General features: G+C 49.5%; 16 protein-coding genes and 1 tRNA gene. 6 read left to right on the top strand and 11 right to left on the bottom strand.

The features are described from left to right. Positions 1-2: 2 nt before the first annotated feature. The 7 genes from FSU_RS09845 to FSU_RS09815 all read right to left on the bottom strand — a co-directional run bounded on the left by FSU_RS09845 (position 3) and on the right by FSU_RS09815 (position 5,115). Complete coding sequence (locus FSU_RS09845) at positions 3-851, bottom strand: hypothetical protein (RefSeq protein ID WP_014546262.1); 849 nt, start codon at positions 849-851, stop codon at positions 3-5. A gap of 250 nt (positions 852-1,101) precedes the next feature. Further along, complete coding sequence (locus FSU_RS09840) at positions 1,102-1,560, bottom strand: hypothetical protein (protein WP_014546261.1); 459 nt, start codon at positions 1,558-1,560, stop codon at positions 1,102-1,104. A gap of 47 nt (positions 1,561-1,607) precedes the next feature. Then, on the bottom strand, positions 1,608-2,759 hold the full coding sequence (locus FSU_RS09835) for a glycosyltransferase family 2 protein (protein ID WP_014546260.1): 1,152 nt from the start codon (positions 2,757-2,759) through the stop codon (positions 1,608-1,610). Beyond that, entirely contained in the window at positions 2,756-3,232 is a 477-nt protein-coding gene (locus FSU_RS09830) for a thioredoxin family protein (protein ID WP_014546259.1), read from the bottom strand. The genes FSU_RS09835 and FSU_RS09830 overlap by 4 nt, the downstream gene beginning before the upstream one ends. Then, positions 3,229-3,609, bottom strand: coding sequence for a hypothetical protein (locus FSU_RS09825; protein ID WP_014546258.1), 381 nt, complete (start codon positions 3,607-3,609; stop codon positions 3,229-3,231). The genes FSU_RS09830 and FSU_RS09825 overlap by 4 nt, the downstream gene beginning before the upstream one ends. Before the next feature lie 4 nt (positions 3,610-3,613). Next, entirely contained in the window at positions 3,614-4,534 is a 921-nt protein-coding gene (ftsY, locus tag FSU_RS09820; RefSeq protein ID WP_014546257.1) for a signal recognition particle-docking protein FtsY, read from the bottom strand. Beyond that, the gene (locus FSU_RS09815; protein WP_014546256.1) at positions 4,534-5,115 is read right to left on the bottom strand and encodes an ATP-dependent Clp protease proteolytic subunit; all 582 of its coding nucleotides are present in this window, start codon (positions 5,113-5,115) and stop codon (positions 4,534-4,536) included. The genes ftsY and FSU_RS09815 overlap by 1 nt, the downstream gene beginning before the upstream one ends. A 185-nt stretch (positions 5,116-5,300) precedes the next feature. On the opposite strand from FSU_RS09815, the gene FSU_RS09810 reads away from it, so the two are divergent. The 4 genes from FSU_RS09810 to FSU_RS09795 all read left to right on the top strand — a co-directional run bounded on the left by FSU_RS09810 (position 5,301) and on the right by FSU_RS09795 (position 8,268). Further along, positions 5,301-6,062 (top strand): type I 3-dehydroquinate dehydratase, encoded by a 762-nt coding sequence (locus FSU_RS09810; protein ID WP_014546255.1) that lies wholly within the window; start codon positions 5,301-5,303, stop codon positions 6,060-6,062. 77 nt (positions 6,063-6,139) lie between these two features. Further along, complete coding sequence (locus tag FSU_RS09805; protein ID WP_014546254.1) at positions 6,140-6,604, top strand: PTS sugar transporter subunit IIA; 465 nt, start codon at positions 6,140-6,142, stop codon at positions 6,602-6,604. Positions 6,605-6,795: 191 nt separating this feature from the next. Further along, positions 6,796-6,870, top strand: a tRNA-Val gene (locus FSU_RS09800). A gap of 99 nt (positions 6,871-6,969) precedes the next feature. Continuing rightward, positions 6,970-8,268: a TolC family protein gene (locus FSU_RS09795; RefSeq protein ID WP_014546253.1), complete on the top strand. Its 1,299-nt coding sequence runs from the start codon at positions 6,970-6,972 to the stop codon at positions 8,266-8,268. 49 nt (positions 8,269-8,317) lie between these two features. Here FSU_RS09795 and FSU_RS09790 read toward each other — a convergent pair whose 3' ends face one another. After that, positions 8,318-9,472: an NYN domain-containing protein gene (locus tag FSU_RS09790; protein WP_014546252.1), complete on the bottom strand. Its 1,155-nt coding sequence runs from the start codon at positions 9,470-9,472 to the stop codon at positions 8,318-8,320. Positions 9,473-9,669: 197 nt separating this feature from the next. On the opposite strand from FSU_RS09790, the gene FSU_RS09785 reads away from it, so the two are divergent. Then, positions 9,670-11,217 (top strand): T9SS type A sorting domain-containing protein, encoded by a 1,548-nt coding sequence (locus FSU_RS09785; protein ID WP_014546251.1) that lies wholly within the window; start codon positions 9,670-9,672, stop codon positions 11,215-11,217. 244 nt (positions 11,218-11,461) lie between these two features. After that, complete coding sequence (locus FSU_RS09780; protein WP_014546250.1) at positions 11,462-12,976, top strand: T9SS type A sorting domain-containing protein; 1,515 nt, start codon at positions 11,462-11,464, stop codon at positions 12,974-12,976. A 78-nt stretch (positions 12,977-13,054) separates the two neighbouring features. Here FSU_RS09780 and glmM read toward each other — a convergent pair whose 3' ends face one another. The 3 genes from glmM to FSU_RS09765 are packed head-to-tail and all read right to left on the bottom strand — an operon-like array spanning position 13,055 to position 15,541. After that, on the bottom strand, positions 13,055-14,395 hold the full coding sequence (glmM, locus tag FSU_RS09775; protein WP_014546249.1) for a phosphoglucosamine mutase: 1,341 nt from the start codon (positions 14,393-14,395) through the stop codon (positions 13,055-13,057). 21 nt (positions 14,396-14,416) lie between these two features. Further along, positions 14,417-14,749: a cupin domain-containing protein gene (locus FSU_RS09770; protein WP_015732050.1), complete on the bottom strand. Its 333-nt coding sequence runs from the start codon at positions 14,747-14,749 to the stop codon at positions 14,417-14,419. Between the two features lie 60 nt (positions 14,750-14,809). After that, on the bottom strand, positions 14,810-15,541 hold the full coding sequence (locus FSU_RS09765; RefSeq protein ID WP_244263607.1) for a lysoplasmalogenase family protein: 732 nt from the start codon (positions 15,539-15,541) through the stop codon (positions 14,810-14,812). Positions 15,542-15,548 lie beyond the last annotated feature (7 nt).

Genomic DNA, 15,548 nt, shown 5'->3' with positions numbered 1-15,548 from the left:
TATTAATGATCAAATACCAATTTTACAGTTTTATAATCAACTTTATAATAATTCCCTAAATAGCAAACAAACGCATTTTTAAATTCAACCGCATGGTAAGAATTCAAGCTAGCCCCTTCAATTTGATTATTCCATAAAGTATCACCTACTCCTTTGTCATTTCTAATCATAGCTCCCGCTAAGAATCGTTCATAATAAGACATTACAGAATCCTTTTTGACAGCACCCACACAGTACTTAACCCCTTCATGATCCCATAAATCAGAGCACTCTTCTGCAAATTTCTCTAACTTTTCATACCCCGTTATTTTCTTTTTTGCCACATCCACGATTGCGTAGCCGCAATCTTCAGTACTCCCCACAAGTCGCCATTTTCCATCACCCCAAGGACGAATGGATCCAACCTTTTCTTTCGTACTACAGCCATCCCACTCAAAATAACCCAAGTCTTCGGAGTCCTTACCCAAAGTCCACTTGTAGAAGTGACTTTTGTTTTTTTCGAATTCAATCACCGTCGAGTCATCCACCAAGTCATAAACATTTACAACATACTGATCCCTCAGTTTGTCGCTTTTCCAGACATTCTCTTCTGTATAAAAATTATCTACAACAATTCTTGTCCCCTTTTCCCTAGTAGAACAATCATCACCCAAGGGTTTGGCAAGACAACTTTCCTCATATTTTCTTTCTATATACACTACCAAAGAATCTCCTGAATAGCCAATTAAATCATGAGATGACAATTCTTCAATATTTTCATCCGAACACCCCCACATACAAACGCATGCAAAGGCGACCGCCAAAACAGCGAGCAGTCTTTTCAATCCGAACTTGTTCATTTTATTTTCCATAAGAGATTTTCCTATGTTTAAAATTTTCCAATGTAAATTTATATATAAAAGTGTTATATGCGATAACTAGATTTGACTGGATGGGGCAGGCCCCAACCTCTTAGGCTCGGTTATATCCATGCAAGCATGACTGCAACACTCGCCTTTTGAGGTTGTCTTCGCGCCTACGGGTTCAGGATGACGAAGAAAAAAGAGATGCCGCAAATGCGGCATAATTATTGAAAAAAAACAAGTATTATTTAAAACAAATTTACATCTCAATGAGAATGCCGGCTTGCAAGTACCAGTAGCCTTCGCCGGAGTGGTTCAAGAACTGGTAACCGGTCGAAACAATAATCGACGTGCGGTCGCCATTCTTAATGTCGAGTCCGCCACCGGCACGCCAGAACATCTGATCGTCCTTGCCGAACATGTAGCCGAAATCGCCTGTAGCGATCGGCAACACAGTACGACCAATCGGGAGACGCACCCAGAGGCTTCCGGAAACGGGAACGTATCCAACGTTGTCAAGTTCCTCATAGCCAACACCGACACCTGCAAAAACCATCTGGTCAATCGGATACCACAGATGGCCATAGAAACTCATGTTGAAATCGCCCATGCTGCTCACGCGATTGCAGATACCGCCCTGAGCATCCATTGTAAAAGCGCTCGCCGGAGTAGCGACAAACGCAAGCGCAAATATAATAGCTGTCAAAAACTTTTTCATATTACCCTCGTCTCTCGTCTACCAGCGTTGCGGTCTTTCATCTAACACTACTCATCACTGCGGGCTTCGCGAGCCCAGCCACCGCTGCGTTCACGCTTAAACGCAAGGAAAAATCCCTTGAGCATCGCGAGGTTCATGAGCAAGAAATAATAGGCGCTCGGCAAAATTCGCGTCACCGCCACAAGCAGCGCAAGCGTCATGCAACCAAAGGAAACCTGATAGAAAAGTCCCTTCGTCAAAAGGAGCGCATTTGCCACGTACAAAAGAATAATGATATGCGGTGAGAACCAGCGCACAATCTTATGCGAGAAGAACAGATAAGCCAGCAACGGGCGGAACGGATTCAACAGCGGCAAGTAAGAGAACAGGTAATTGAAGTTCGCACGGCCAATGCGCACCTTGCGCCTGTATTCACCACTCGATTCCTTCGAAGTCTGTTCCGTACCAATAGCGCTATCAACAAACGTACAGAAGTAGCCCTTCTGCAAAATTTTCGTCGTCACAAAGAAGTCGTCCATGACGCTCTTCTTGACCGGAAGTTCCGTATAAAGTTCCTTGCGAATCGCATAAAGCGCACCGTTACCGCCAATCAAACGATCGAGAACGCCCTCGAACTTCTTGATTTCACTTTCCAAGTCCCAGTAAGAGCTTTCGCCCTTGCCAAGCACACTTCCACTCTTGTCCGAAAGAATCAAGTGACCGCAAGCGCAACCAATCTTTTTATCCTTGAACGGGTCAACAAGCTTGCGTACCACATTCGGGAAGAACATCGTATTTGCATCGCAGAACAAGAGGATATCGTTCTTTGCAATTTTCTGCAAGCGGTTCAGCATGGCAGCCTTGCCCGCATTTTTCGGAGCCTTGACCAAAGTAATTCCCTGGTCAGCATAGCGGGCGACAATTTCAGCCGTCTTGTCCGCAGAGCCGTCATCGCCGATCAGGACTTCCAGCTTTTCCTTGGGGTAGTCAATTTCAAGAATATTGCGGATCTTGCGTTCAATCACCGCTTCTTCGTTATATGCCGAAATCAGGATAGACACCGTCGGGAGTTCGGAGGCGCCATCCACCGGCTTCTTTTTGCGCTTGAAGATTTCGCTCACAAACGGGAGCGTCATCGGGAACAGCAAATAGCAATGGACAATCAAGAACAAAAGAACCCAGAATGCAATCTGAGCATAAAAGAGAACGTTTTCACTCATTTCGAAATCCACTCCTTCTCTTTCTCGAGAATTTGATAAAGCAAATACTTCATTTCCTCAGCAGTAAATGAATCCTTTATCGTCAAAATCGAAAGCCCTTTCGGGGCAATAAGGACAAATGCAGGCAACACGCTCAGGTTCCAGACATCAAAATAACAACGCTGCACCGTCTTGCGTTTTCCATCGCAAACAATTGTATCCTGAGAATCGGCATCGAGCTTTACCGGAATAAACTTTGTATTCAGAATCGATGCTACCGTCGGATCCGAATAAGTGTTCGCATCCATGATTCGGCAAGGCACACACCAGTCCGCATAAAGATCTACAAAAATAAGCTTGTTTGAATCTTTCGCCTTTTCCAAAGCTTCGGTATAGTTCATCCAATGCACAAGCTTAGGCTTTGGCGGAGGAGCCGCAAAAGCAGACAGCGCAAGGTTTAGAACCATAACAACCCACAGACACGCTCTCATCATTTTTTGTCCTTCTTTTGTATCGGAATCACTTTAGGCATTCCAAGCAAAGAGTCAATACGTTCCGAGACTGCCATCTGGAAAGGCATCCAGCCTTCACCTTTATCTAGGACCTTATCTGTAGCCTTGAGGAATTCTTCACGGGTATAGCCGTACTTTTTCAGGACTTCACGGCGTACAAGGCGCCCCATGGGGGAATCGCCACCATAAAGCTGTTCGGCAACTCGCATTTCTACAAACGCAGAGACTAGGCGTTCATCGGTCTTCTCGGGCGTCTTTGAAAAAAAGAACAACGCCAAAAGGACTACCCCAACAACGAGGGCGATCACATAGATAGCCGAATGCAGAAACGCAAGTATTGCACGAAGCTTTGAGAGCAATAGACTACTCCCTGTTTTCTAGAGCGTTTTCAAAAAGACCGTCAACGTAGTCGCGCTTGTTGAATTCCACGAGCTGGTCAATGCGTTCGCCCATGCCGACCCAGCGGATCGGGATTTGCAACGAACTTGCAATCGAGAGCACGGAGCCACCACGCGCGGTTCCATCGAGCTTTGTCACCACAAGACCGGTGAGCGGGAAACTCTGGTTGAAGATCTTCGTCTGGTTGATGGTGTTCTGTCCGGTGTTGCCGTCAATCACAAGCCACATGTCGTGCGGCATGTCCGGGCTCACCTTCTTGATGACACGGACAATCTTCTTGAGTTCTTCCATCAAGTAATCTTTATTGTGCAGACGACCTGCGGTATCAATCAAGACGACATCGCAACCACGGGCGACAGCGGCGCTGCAAGCATCGTACGCCACAGCAGCCGGGTCGGAGCCTTCCTGATGCTTCACGAATTCAGCACCCGAGCGCTGCGCCCATGTTTCAAGCTGGTCAATTGCAGCGGCACGGAACGTATCGCAAGCGGCAATCATGACCTTCTTGCCTTCGTTCTTGAGGCGGGCGGCAAGCTTACCGATTGTAGTCGTCTTGCCTGCTCCGTTCACACCTATCACGAGCACCACATGCGGCTTGCCCTTGAGTTCAAACGGAGGCGGATCCTTGAGCAAGCGTTCCGCTTCGTTACGCATGATGTCAAGTACCTGCTCTGTCGTAAGCGACTTGCCCAAAGCGTTTTCGCGGAGCGCATCCGTCAAAAGGAACGCCGCTTCGACGCCGACGTCAGCCTTGATGAGATGCTCTTCAAGTTCCTCGAGCGTCTCGTCCGTAATCTTACCGGCACCGACAATACCCTTCAACTCCCCGAGGAGAGCGTCACGGGTCTTGGCAAGGCCGCTCTTAATTGCAGAAAATAAACCCATTAGACAATACTCTCGACTTTATCTACGAGACCGTAGTTCCTAGCTTCTTCAGCAGACATGAAGTTGTCGCGTTCGGTATCGCGGTCAATCTGTTCAATCGTGTGGCCAGAAGTTTCAGCAAGAATCTTGCCCGTGATGCCACGGATACGGAGCATTTCTTCGGCCTGGATCTGGATATCGCTTGCAGGCGCCACAATCTCGCCGTGAATGAGCGGCTGGTGGATCATGATGCGGGCGTTCGGCCATGCACAGCGCTTGCCCTTAGCACCGGCGGTGAGGAGCACGGCACCCATAGAGGCAGCCTGTCCGCAGCAAACCGTCACGACATCGCTCTGGATAGCGTTCATGCAGTCGTAAATGGCAAGGCCAGAGGAAATCACGCCACCTGGGCTATTGATGAAGAAAATAATGTCTTCGTGATTCAGGGAATCCAGGTACAGGAGCTGCTTCACAATGCGTTCGGCACTTTCGTCATCGACACCACCCCACAAGAAAATTCTACGCTTGGAGGCGAGGTATTCTTCAGCCTTCTTGAGCATGTCCGGGGTCTGCTTTTCTTTGTTTTCGTTACAATCTGCCATAAATAATCCTTTTGTTCTATTATAATGTAGAAAATTCAATATATTATCGTTCGTCAATCGCCATTAGTCAACTGTTATTAGTCAATAGTCATTGGTCATTAGCCGATTGCTATATTGGCACGCTTCGCGTGCATTCAATATCTCTCGTCTTTCGTCTCTCGTCTATATTCTATATTTATACTACCATGCCAACAGATTCTCAAAAATACCTAGTCGGGCTCGTGAGTCCCGAAACGCTTACCGCCGCCGAAAGCGAAGAACTCCACCCGGCGCGCATTGACTTTGAAAGCTGCGACATCCTCGAAATCCGTTACGATTTTTTTGACGAATCCGAATGGCAAGGACTTTCTGCGCGAATCCGCAAGCTCGTCCCGAAGGCAATACAGCTCGGAACCATCCGCCTCAAGCGTGACGGCGGTACATTCCCCGACGCACGCGCCATCGAGCGCCTTGGACTTTTTGAACAAATTCTCAACGCATCGGACGTGCCGGAATGGCTGGACCTTGAACGCGACTGCCTGCACGACTACGACAAGCTCCGTGAACTTGCGGCCCCGAAGGGCGTGAAAATCCTCATTTCCGAGCACAACTTCACCCGCATCCCAACCGACCTTGAACTCAAGAACTACCTCACCGACGTCAAACGGGTGAAGGCAGACGGCATCAAAATTGCCGCCATGAGCAACTCCGACGACGACTGCTCGCGCCTCTACAAGTTCGCCAAAAGAGCAAAAGGGTTCAAGTTCATCGCCGCATTCGGCATGGGAGAAACCGGAAAAATCAGCCGAATCTGGTCTTTGAAAGAGGGGGCAAACCTCACTTACGGTTCCATCGGAAAGGCGGCCGCCCCCGGCCAAATTGACGTCGCGCTCATGCGAAAAGCCATCGACAGGCTCGAAAATACCACTTCACAGATAGAATTATCTTCTTTTTTAAACATATTTTAGATATAAATCTTACCAAACGGCAATAATTATTCTAAAATGGTTATTTGACAGATACACAAAAAGGAACATTATAAATCATGCGACTTTCTGAAAGATTTGTAGATAATTGCATCTTGATTAACTCTTCCAGCGAAACTAAGGAAGCCATTCTTAACGAATTGGTTGATACTCTTTGCAGCGCCTACAAACTTGACCACCGCGACGAAATCTTCGAAGCCATCTGGACGCGCGAACAGAGCCGTTCCACGGGCATCGGTTGCGGACTTGCCGTCCCGCACGCTAAGATTGACTACGTAGACCGCATGTGCATGGTCGCCGCCACTATCGAAAAGGGCCTCGACTTCCAGTCCTTTGACGGTGAACCGGTTTATTTGCTCATCCTCATCGTGAGCCCGGGCAACACAGTCGGTCCGCACCTCAAGGCACTTTCTTCTGTGAGCCGCCTCCTCGCTGACGGCAACGTGCGCAAGGACCTCATTGCCTCGAAGACCCCGGCAGAGTTCCTCACCATCCTCCGCGCCGCCGAAGACAAGTTCCTGTAGTTAGACGAAAGAACGGCTCTACGAGCCTACAGACGAAAGACTAGAGATTTTCAATATCATCCCGGACTCCGTTCCGGGATTGAATTTTATAGAAAGCAACTTCTTTCGTCTCTCGTCTACCAGCGTAAGCGGTCTTTCGTCTAAAACCTCTTGACAACATTCAATAGCTTTTCTATATTTGCTCTCACCTCGGACGGTTAGCTCAGTTGGTTTAGAGCGCTGCTTTCACACGGCAGAGGTCACTGGTTCAAATCCAGTACCGTCCATTCGAAAAGGCTTCCGCAAGGAAGCCTTTTTGTGTTTGTACAAATTTGCTATCTTAAAATCCACGCAACCAAAATATATAGCTGGGGCATCTAAAAGGTATGAATTACAGAAAAGCAATCGTTCTCGGTATTTTTGCGTCAGCATCGCTCGTTTTCGCTGATGGTTCCTGGACCTTAAGCGCATGCCTCAAGCAGGCGAAAGAAAAGAGCCTCAAGCTCGAATCCGCAAAGCTCCGCGAACAGAAAGCTGATGTGAGCCTCGAACAGGCTAAAGTCGGAAACTACCCCACGCTCTCGGCAAGCATCGGCAATACCCTTTACGATTCCCCGTTCAGAGACGGCCCGCAAGACCATTACCGTTTAAACGCAGGCCTTAGCGCTTCTTACACGCTCTGGGACGGCGGCTCTACGAGACTTTCCATCCAGGCAAATGAAATCAACAAGGAAGCAACGCGCCTTTCGACAAAGGAAACAGAACGTTCCGTGCAAGAAAGCGTCTTGAACGCTTACATGAACTTGCTCGCCGCAATCGAAAAGTTGCACACCGCAGATGCGACCGTTGAACTTGCCAAGGCAGAGTTTGAGCACTACAACACGTTGTTCGAAGCAGGTTCCATCACCAAGAAGGACTTGACGCAGTCGCAGGCAAACGTGCTCCAGAAGGAAGCGTCCCAGCTTGCCGCTCAGTTGAGCGTGAACACCGCAAAGACGACGCTCCGTCAGCTTTTGGAACTCCCGGAAAGCGAAGCGTTCGAAGTTTCGGCACCAGAATCCGAAATCCAGACACCGGATGCCCTCAAGCCGATTCCGACTCTCGACGCACTCCAAGCTACAGCCACGGAAACGAATCCGGGTTTAAAGTCTGACAGCCTCGCCATCCAGGTTGCAAAGAAAAATACCGAAATTGCAGGCAAGGGCAAGTCCATCAAGGTCTCGCTCGGTGCAAGCGCAAGTACCGGCCTCCAGGCCTGGGAATCCAAGAAGTACGGCAGCCAGCTCAAGAACGGCTATTCGCACAGCGTTTCGTTGAACATCAACATCCCGATTATCGACGGCGGTGCAACCGAGAACAAGGTCTTGCAGGCACAGATTAGCGAAACCGAAAGTCAGGTCGCCTTGAAGGAACAGGCAAAGACGCTCGAAAACAATATCGAAAAACTTTATCTGAACGCCCTCAGCGCAGACATGCAGTGGAAGGCTGCAATCCTCCAGGTCGAAGCGGAAAACGAAGCACTGCAAGTCGCCGAAGAACAACGTAACGTAGGCGCCCTCACGTACACCGATTACCTCACACAAAAGAACCGCCTTGAAAGCGCGCAGTCCACGCTCACCAACGCCAAGTACACAAGCCTCTTGGCCCGCAATCTGCTGGATCTGTATCAAGGCAAGTTGGACTAGACTTTACTAAAACGACAACAAAAAAGGCGGACTTTGTCCGCCATTTTTATTATACGAGCTTCTCGGCTTCGCCGTCAGCGTACTTTCCGTACAAAATAGCGACGATATCTTTCTTGGGGACCTTCTGACCAGTCTCCTTGAGGCTTACGCGGAGCCTGTCAAGCATCGCCTTGTCAATTTCTTTCCAGTACTGGTTTGTTTCGGTAAGCGTCCAGAGCTTGTCATCGCCACCGCTGATAGTCACGAGTTTCGCCTTGAAGAACGTGCTCAGCGCGCGGTTGATAATGCTGCTCGTCGTACCGGCGATGTTCTTTGCAACAATCTCCTGAACTAGGTCCTGCTTGTTCATCGGAACAAACGAAGTGAGGTCGCAAGCTTCAGCATAAATCTTCTTGAGCATGTTGCGCGGGAACATGTCCCAGCCCTTACGCTTGAGCGCCTTTGCCAAAACCATCTGCGCATCTTCTTCAACAGCGACTTTCTGCTCGGCAAGTGCGACCATGTATGAACCGCCGCCCACATCCGTCATTTGAACAAAGTCTGCAGACTTTACGAAGTCCTTGAACGTCTTGAAACCGAGGCGCTTTTCGTTAAACGCGTTATCGAGTCCAAGCATCTTGGGCTTGATCGCCGCAAGAGCAATCGGGCCATCTTCTTTTTGCAAAACGCTACGGAGCATTTCCATGGAATCGATTTTCTCGGAAACGATCAGGTTTGCGCGTTCCTTCGCATCGGCGACCTCATCATCAGAATCGTCATCGGCACCGGTCGCATCGTCCGTGTAAATGTAGCGGGAGCAGGAATTCTTGACGCATTCGCTCAGCGGGGACTTGGGCCCCACGCCAATCACTTCCTTTCCCTGTTCACGCAGCTTGCGGAAAAGCGGCGAAAAGTCGGAATCACCCGTGGCAAGCACAATCCACTGCACCTGGGAATCGAGCGCCACTTCCATCGTATCGACCGTCATCTTGATGTCCGTCGAATTCTTGCCGCTCACCGGGTGGAACGTGTGTACGAGTTCAAAGCCATTTTCGTTGAGCGCGGACTGCAATGGGATCAGCTGCGGCGTAGACCATTTACCATAAGCCTTGCGCACGACAATCTGCCCGAGCGGCAAAAGTTCATCCATAAGCGACTGTACACCGTTATTTTTGACCCAGTTGGTCAAGTTTTCTGCGTCGATAAAAATTGCAATGTGGTTCATAGGTGTATATATAGAATTTAACTTGACCCGTCCAAAGTTTACAAATTTCTTACAAAGTCAGTTCTTTGTCCAAGGTCCTTGACAAAATGTCCATAACAATATATTTACATAAGAGATTATTTTCTTTTTGGAAAATAAATTAGGATTGGGTTAAGAGGTCCAGAGAGAAATTTTTGGATTTCAAAAAGGAGTGTTCGATGAAAGCGAAACGTCTTTCGTTCGTTACCGCAGCATGCGTTGCGGCTTTATGTACCACATCATTTGCCTACACGATTAGCGGAACCGTTTCCGACGATCAGGGCAAACTTATCAAGGACGTTGACGTCAGCTTGCTCAAGGAAGGCAAGACCACAAAGACAGACGACCAGGGTAAATTCACTATCCACGAAGACGAAGAAGAAGTGGGCATCAATCCGAGCTTCAGAAACGCAGTCGGATACATCAGCGTCAACAATGGCATTCTCTCTTACTCCCAGAGCAGCACCTCGCCTGTTCAGGTAAAGATTTACAACTCGCTCGGCAACCAGGTTTTCAAAAAGACTCTGCAGGGCTCCGGCACGTACGACCTGAGCAAGGGCCTCAAAGCTCGCGGCACCTATTTTGCACAGGTTACCGTCGGTTCTGCTACGCAGAAATTCAAGTTCACGACAGACGGCAGCTTTGAGAGCTCTTTCGGTTCGCAGGCAAACGCCCTCATGAAGGACGCCCAGAAAGGTGAAGCCATCCAGTTTGTCGCAACAGACTACGACACGCTCACCATTAAGCTCAACACGCTCGATACCACGCTCAACGTGAAGCTCACGAAGAGCGTACCGGCAGAACAGACCTTCAAATTCGGCTATGCCCTCAAGAACGAACCGCGCAAGAGTAAAGGGTGCGGCAAGGCTTCCAGCTTGAGATCCAACAGAAAGGTCGAAAATGGCGAACAGTTCTCCATTAACGTTGGAGGAAAGAATCGCACATTCTTCATCACCTTGCCAAACAATTACGACAACACCAAGCCACACAAGCTCCTTATTGCAAACCACTGCATGGGATCTAAGGCCGAAGACTTTGTGCACCATAATCCGGACTACGACCATCCGACTCCGTATTATGGCCAGCAGAAACTGGACAAGAACGGCGACTACATCTTCGTAGCACCTCAGGGTAACGACAACGGTACTTGGAACGGCAAGGAAGACCACCAGTTCGTTGACGAAATGATTACTGCGATGTTCGACAACTACTGCGTTGACACCACCCGCGTGTTCGCCACAGGATTTAGCTTCGGCGCCATGTTCACGAACTCTCTCGCTCAGGACTTGCAAGAAAGACTCCGCGCTGTAGCCGTCTACGCAACTGCAGACTACAACATTTGGCTCCCGGCTGCAGGAACAGGTCGCTATGATGCCAAGAACTTGCCGATTGCATGGATGGCAGTTCACGGCAAGAATGACGGCATGTGCAATTACGACCGCGCGAAGAACAGTGCTCTCCCGAGAATCCTCAAGAGAAACGGTAAGGCTGACGCTAACGGCAACTTCACTGACGCCAGCGCCGAAAAGCCCCAGGAAAACAACGGCAATACCGGACACGTCTGCTATGACTTCAAGACTGTCGACGAACGCTTCCCGGTGAAGTTCTGCAGCTGGCCGGGTGGACACCAGTGGACCGCTCATGACAACGGCAGCATGAATGTCGGTGCCGGCTGGCAGGATACCTGGGTTCCTGAAGAAGCTCACAAGTTCTTCGAACAGTTCTAATCATAAACGAATTTCATAAATCAGCTCTCTACCCAAAAGCGATTCCTCCCCAGGAGCCGCTTTTTTCTGTCATGCCCGCGCATTCCGGCCCTTCGGCATCGCCAACCTTAGCGGGACTTGTAAAAATCATTTTATAGACAATTCATCCATAAACATGGAGCGCAAACGCGTAACATTCATCACATCTGGAATTAGATTAGTTTATAGTGAGGTGTGTCTTAGGAGTTTGGTAAAAGGAGTACGTATGATTAAAGCGCCCAATCTATTTACGGCCGCGTGTTTTGCCTTGTGCGGGATGGCATCGGCATACACAATCACGGGAACCGTTTCTGACAACGACGGCAAGGCACTCAAAGGTGTCTCGGTTGACTTACTCAAAGAAGGCAAGAACGCCACGACAGACGACAAGGGTAAATTCACCATCCAGGAAGACGAAGTGGGCATCAACCCGAGCTTCAGAAACGCCGTTGGCTATATCAGCGTAAACAAAGGCATTCTCTCTTACTCCCAGAGCAGCACCTCGCCCGTGCAGGTGAAAATTTACAACTCGCTCGGCCACCAGATTTTCAAAAAGACATTGCAGGGCGCAGGCACATACGACTTGGGCAAAGGTTTGAACGCACGCGGTACTTACTTTGCACAGGTCTCTGTCGGCTCTGCCAAGCAGAATTTCAAGTTCACAACGGACGAAAGTTTTACCAGCTCCTTCGGCTCACAGGCTAACGCCCTCATGAAGGATGCCGCCAAGGACGAAGCACTCCGCTTTACATTCGAAGGCTATGACACGCTCACCGTGCCGCTCGGAACACTCGACACGACCGTTGACGTGAAACTCAAAAAATCCGAACCTACATACAAGTTTGGTTACGCCTTGAAGAACGCACCGACTCCGAGTAAGGGCTGCGGCACCACCTCCACACTGAAGAAAGTCAAAAGCGTCGAAAACGGCGACCAGTTCCAAATCAAAGTCGGTAGCGACACCCGCGATTACTTTATCACCTTGCCGAAGAACTACGACAACAAGAAACCGCACAAGGTTCTCTTTGCCTTACACTGCTACGGTAGCCGCGGTGAAGACTTCGTGCATCACAAAGCAGACTACGACCATCCGACTCCGTACTACGGCCAGCAAGTGCTCGATAAGAACGGCGACTACATCTTCGTTTCGCTTGACGCCATTGGCGGCCTCTGGACCAAGGGGCAGGGCGACCACGATTTCTTTGCACAGACACTCACGACTTTGAACGACAACTATTGCATTGATACTAGCCGCGTGTTCATTACAGGCTTTAGCTTTGGCGCCATGTTCAGCTACTCACTTATGCAAGACATGCAGAGCCGCGTCCGCGCTGCAGCCACTTACGCCGTCGCAGACTATAACATTTGGCTCCCCGAAGGCAACAACATGAAGAACTTGCCGATCGCCTGGATGAACGTTCACGGCAAAAACGACGGCAGATGCGATTACAACCGCGCCAAGAACAGCGCCCTCCCGAGAATCCTCAAGCGGAACGGCAAGGCCGACGCCAACGGCGACTTCACCGACGCAAGCTCCGAAAAGCCCAAGGAAGTGAGCGGTAATACCGGACACGTCTGCTACGATTTCACGACCGTCGACGAACGCTTCCCGGTCAAATGGTGCAGCTGGCCGGGTGACCATCAGTGGACAGCTCACGACACCGGTAACATGGGCGTTGGCTGGAACTGGGAACAGACATGGGTCCCTGAAGAAGTCCACAAGTTCTTCGAACAGTTCTAAAGATTTCCTATACACTCTCTAATGTTCAAGGGCTCGCCGGAAACGGCGAGCCCTTTTGGTTTAATTTGTTGTTTGCGACTAAATCAATTTTTCAACTTTACTACAAAGAGTCTCGGCTTCTTCAGCAGTCGGAGCTTCGGCAATCACGCGGATTACAGGTTCCGTGTTGCTGGCGCGAACATGTACCCAGGACTTTTCGCTCCCGAGCCAGAGACCGTCGCGTTCATCCATCTTCCAGCCAGCAAATTCTGCCTTGACCTTCGGGAGAATGTCAGCAACCTTCTTGTCGCCGAGTTCGAACTTTTTCTTCGGCATTACGTAAGCCGGATTTTCAGCCACGAACTTTTCCGGACCGCCATTGTGGTGGGCCATCCAGCTAAGCACAAGTGCTGCAGCCACAAGGCTATCGCGACCGTAGTGGAGCGCCGGGAGAATCACACCGCCGTTACCTTCACCACCGATGACGCAACCGTTTTCAATCATCTGGAGGCTCACGTTGATTTCACCGACCTTCGCGCGGCTGAATTCGCAACCGTACTTGGCAGCGACATCTTCGTTCATGCGGCTCGTGGAGAGGTTCACGCAAACGCTACCCTTCTTCTGAGCAAGTACTTCGTCCGTTGCAATTGCAAGCGTATATTCTTCGCCGATACTTTGTCCCAAACCATCGACGAGAGCGCAGCGGTCTGCATCCGGATCCACGGCAAAGCCGACAGCACAGCCGTTATCCTTGACAGCCTTACGCAAGTCACCGAGGTTTTCAGGAATCGGTTCTGCTCCGCGCGGGAACGTGCCATCCGGGCTGCAATGGACACGGATAACTTCACAACCGAGCTGTTCCAAGAGGCGCGGCACAATAAAGCTACCGGCACCGTTCACGGCATCGACAGCGACCTTGAAATGCTTGGCCTTGATGGCTTCGACATCCACGAACGGAATCTTGAGCGTACCATCGATATGAATGCCATCGGCATCCGGGGCAACTTCGTACTTGCCCATCGTGCGGTAATCCGGATAGCAGAACTGGTTTGCATCAGCGAGAGCAAAGAGCTGCTTCACATCATCCGGACCGAGGAAAAGGCCTTTGTTGTTGAGGAACTTGAGAGCGTTCCATTCGAGTGGGTTATGGCTTGCAGTAATGATGATACCCGCATCAGCCTTGAAATGCGTCGTCAAGAGTTCCACAGACGGTGTCGTCGAAAGGCCAACATCCACGACATCCACGCCAGAAAGGCGGCAAATGCCAGCGACAAACTGAACGATGGCATCGCCTGTAGGGCGGCTATCGCGGCCAATGACCACGCGCTTAGCCTTCGTGATTTCGAGGAATGCACGCACATGGCTCTGCAAAACCTGCGGAGTAAGGGTATCGCCAACGATTCCGCGGATACCAGAAATAGAACGCATTAATTTAGACATATTTTCTCCATTAAATTAAACTTATCCGAGTTCCGGGACCGTCGCATAAAAGACGAGATCTTCCGGACCTTCATTAATCAAGCTGTGGGAATGGCCCTTCGGGCAGAAATGGCACTGGCCTGCCTCGACATATTCCACACCATCATCAAAAAGTACCTTGCCCTTCCCCGAGACAAAGAACATAATTTCGCTGTTAGTTTCGTGCTTGTGGTAACCGATAGAAGCACCAGCTTCGAGCGTTCCGTGCATAATGCGCGTCGTACCATCGAAATACATCTTGGCCTTGTATTCTTTTTCGCCACCCTTAAAATTCGGGAGAACAGTCGTCTCCATACCTTTTAAATCAATAATCATTATGACCTCTTTGAACGAGGTAATAATAGAATTTTAAGAAAAAAGAACCAACCATGTAGGCTAAACGTTGCGGCGATATCCGCTCAAAGCAAGGAAAACAATGGCCGGGACGTAGAAAAGCCAAATAAAGTTATTTGACACGACCGCCAAGATTTCACGGGTTGAATGGTCCGCCCCCGTAAGGAGCGAAATTCCCGTGAGCGCATCGCAGCACGTAAAGCAAATCATCCCGAACATGATGAAGAACGCATTTTTCTCCGGGAAAAAGCCTAGCGTTGTCGCCCTGCACGCCATGTAAAGCGAACAAAGCAACGTCGGCGCGTACGCAATAACAGCCATGAGCATCACGGATTCAAGGACCTTGAAATACGCAAGGAAAAGCATCGCAATCACAGCCGCAAACGGGATACAGTAAATCCACGGGAACGACCAGTCTGTATTCTTTGTACGCGAGTGCCGATAAATTAAAATCAACTGTGCCATGAAGAAAAAGCCGATGCCAAGTGTTATAAAATTTTCACGAGTGTCAGGCGTGCCAAAATAATTGTACAGAATTTTAAAACAAAAGTCAGCACAAAGAATCATCAAAAAACTCATCTGTAAAAAGAAGCGGTCGCGCCTAGTGACTGAACGTCTGCCAATCGTAAACGCAAGCAGCGTTGCAATAAAGGTTACAATAAACTTTGTGATGTTCTGAAAATCGCTGGTAGAATCTAGACACGACTGAACAGCACCGCACTGATGCAGCACATACCAGTCACGCACAAAGAATGACACGAAAAGGATTGCCACAAGGGCA

It is taken from the genome of Fibrobacter succinogenes subsp. succinogenes S85 (genome assembly GCF_000146505.1).
In the GTDB taxonomy this organism is placed as follows: Bacteria; Fibrobacterota; Fibrobacteria; order Fibrobacterales; family Fibrobacteraceae; genus Fibrobacter; species Fibrobacter succinogenes.
Note: the sequence above shows the minus strand (reverse complement) of the source record. Positions and strands in the feature narration are given on the sequence as shown.

Bases quoted from the DNA above. Each gene is read 5' to 3' on its own strand.
- FSU_RS09845 (WP_014546262.1), bottom strand. From the start codon at position 851: ATGGAAAATAAAATGAACAAGTTCGGATTGAAAAGACTGCTCGCTGTT.
- FSU_RS09840 (WP_014546261.1), bottom strand. From the start codon at position 1,560: ATGAAAAAGTTTTTGACAGCTATTATATTTGCGCTTGCGTTTGTCGCT.
- FSU_RS09835 (WP_014546260.1), bottom strand. From the start codon at position 2,759: ATGAGTGAAAACGTTCTCTTTTATGCTCAGATTGCATTCTGGGTTCTT.
- FSU_RS09830 (WP_014546259.1), bottom strand. From the start codon at position 3,232: ATGATGAGAGCGTGTCTGTGGGTTGTTATGGTTCTAAACCTTGCGCTG.
- ftsY (WP_014546257.1), bottom strand. From the start codon at position 4,534: ATGGGTTTATTTTCTGCAATTAAGAGCGGCCTTGCCAAGACCCGTGAC.
- FSU_RS09815 (WP_014546256.1), bottom strand. From the start codon at position 5,115: ATGGCAGATTGTAACGAAAACAAAGAAAAGCAGACCCCGGACATGCTC.
- FSU_RS09810 (WP_014546255.1), top strand. From the start codon at position 5,301: ATGCCAACAGATTCTCAAAAATACCTAGTCGGGCTCGTGAGTCCCGAA.
- FSU_RS09805 (WP_014546254.1), top strand. From the start codon at position 6,140: ATGCGACTTTCTGAAAGATTTGTAGATAATTGCATCTTGATTAACTCT.
- FSU_RS09795 (WP_014546253.1), top strand. From the start codon at position 6,970: ATGAATTACAGAAAAGCAATCGTTCTCGGTATTTTTGCGTCAGCATCG.
- FSU_RS09790 (WP_014546252.1), bottom strand. From the start codon at position 9,472: ATGAACCACATTGCAATTTTTATCGACGCAGAAAACTTGACCAACTGG.
- FSU_RS09785 (WP_014546251.1), top strand. From the start codon at position 9,670: ATGAAAGCGAAACGTCTTTCGTTCGTTACCGCAGCATGCGTTGCGGCT.
- FSU_RS09780 (WP_014546250.1), top strand. From the start codon at position 11,462: ATGATTAAAGCGCCCAATCTATTTACGGCCGCGTGTTTTGCCTTGTGC.
- glmM (WP_014546249.1), bottom strand. From the start codon at position 14,395: ATGTCTAAATTAATGCGTTCTATTTCTGGTATCCGCGGAATCGTTGGC.
- FSU_RS09770 (WP_015732050.1), bottom strand. From the start codon at position 14,749: ATGATTATTGATTTAAAAGGTATGGAGACGACTGTTCTCCCGAATTTT.